Source organism: Faecalicoccus sp. (genome assembly GCF_036552745.1).
Lineage (GTDB): Bacteria > Bacillota_I > Bacilli_A > Erysipelotrichales > Erysipelotrichaceae > Faecalicoccus.
In genome coordinates this window covers 1-1,701 of the sequence record NZ_JAXKBY010000038.1, presented here as the reverse complement: position 1 = coordinate 1,701, position 1,701 = coordinate 1, and the positions used below count along the sequence as shown (strand labels likewise).

Genomic DNA, 1,701 nt, shown 5'->3' with positions numbered 1-1,701 from the left:
CTGTATCCGTAAAGGCAAGGTTTCCATTCAAAGAAATTTCTTTTTTTGTCGGATGAAAACTTCCCCATTTGCTTTTGAAGAAGCCGATACGAAGCTTTAATCCTTTAATATGCATTCGCTCACAATGCATTTGAAAGCGTTGCAGGAAAATATCTTGTATCTTCAAACGAATGCATGTTTGAAAGGATTTTATATACGGTCTACATTTTATGATCATTGGATCCTTTGAAGTAATAGTATCAAAACAAATGGTATAAGGTTTACCAAATATATAAATCGTATCTAAATTTTGTAATGGTTTTTTACTTGTGGTAAGACGTTGTTCGATCCATGATCGATGCTTACACACAAACTGATCTACATAAGCTTTAGACACATTTTTAGGTGCTGTGACTACGACTTTTCCCTCTCGAATCCTCAAATATAGATTTTTGTTGTTTTTACGAATCAGAGTATATTCTAACATCCGATATCCTGAATCAGCTGATCGACAGCCGAATCGATTAAATCATGAACGATTTCTTTCTGGTTTTCATTGTATTGCGCATAGGTGTTCAGATCGCGTATCAGATCCAACATTGGCAAGGTACCATATAGCTTTGTCTTTGTATCCTCAAAGAACTGATGAAGCTGAGCCGTATCATAGAATTCGATTTTTTCCTGACAGTTTGGACATTCCAGATAAGCCATATTTTCGATGACACCATATACCGGTACATGCATTTGTTCGCACATGTGAATGGCTTTTGCTACGATCATAGAAACCATAGGCTGTGGTGTAGATACCATCAGTACACCGGATACCGGTAGCGACTGCATGATTGTCAAGGCAACATCACCAGTTCCCGGCGGCATATCGATCAATAACACATCCAGATCGCCCCATAATACATCCGTATAGAACTGTTTGACTACACCGGCAATCACAGGACCACGCCAGATTACCGGATCACTTTCATTCTTCATCAAGAAGTTTAAGGACATGATCTTGATTCCATCGGCAACTTCCACCGGAATGATATAGTTTTCTTTTGTCGAATAAGCCTGTTCATTTTCTGCGGCGAATAAACGTGGAATGCTTGGACCGGTAATGTCGGCATCCATGATTCCTACTTTATACCCTTTTTTCGCAAGAGCCTTAGCTACCATAACCGTAATCGTAGATTTACCAACTCCACCTTTTCCGGACATGATCGCTACGATATTTTTTATATGATTGTTGGGATTGTTTTCTACCCCGCAAGTAGATTGATCTTTTCCACAATTTCCTTTACTTGGACATCCTTCACAAGACATATCAATTCTCCTCCTTTGTTTTACTTAACCCATTAAAATACGTATCATACGCTTTTGTCAATCTTTGATTTTGAATGTGCGTATAGATTTGTGTAGTTTGAATATCACTGTGCCCTAAAAGCTCCTGTACAATGCGTAGGTCACTCTCTCCTTCTAAAAGGTGAGTCGCAAAGCTGTGACGAAGACTATGAGCCGAAATACGTGGATCTAAGCCACATTCTTGAACTTTTCGTTTGATCAGCGTATGAACATACTGCCGACTGCATGGTTTTCCTTTAGAGTTGATAAAAAAAAGTGCGGTTCGATTCGTCAGCCATTGTCTGCGTACAAGATATTGATAAAGTTTCATCTGATCGATACAAGCTTTGGCTATCGGAACAATTCTTTCTTTATCTCCTTTTCCGT

General features: G+C 38.9%; 3 protein-coding genes. All 3 read right to left on the bottom strand.

Translation table 11 applies throughout. The annotated features are described in order from the left end of the window. The coding region (locus U0M88_RS02055; protein WP_331868746.1) for a YgjP-like metallopeptidase domain-containing protein at positions 1 to 466 on the bottom strand (466 nt) is incomplete at its 3' end. Next, entirely contained in the window at positions 460 to 1,296 is an 837-nt protein-coding gene (locus tag U0M88_RS02050; RefSeq protein WP_117445346.1) for an Mrp/NBP35 family ATP-binding protein, read from the bottom strand. The genes U0M88_RS02055 and U0M88_RS02050, both read right to left, overlap by 7 nt. A 1-nt stretch (position 1,297) precedes the next feature. Next, a partial coding sequence (locus tag U0M88_RS02045) for a tyrosine-type recombinase/integrase (RefSeq protein WP_331868745.1) occupies positions 1,298 to 1,701 on the bottom strand: 404 nt, incomplete at its 5' end.

What these genes read in the sequence shown, in the direction of transcription:
- U0M88_RS02050 (WP_117445346.1), bottom strand. Translation starts at nt 1,296, where the DNA reads ATGTCTTGTGAAGGATGTCCAAGTAAAGGAAATTGTGGAAAAGATCAA.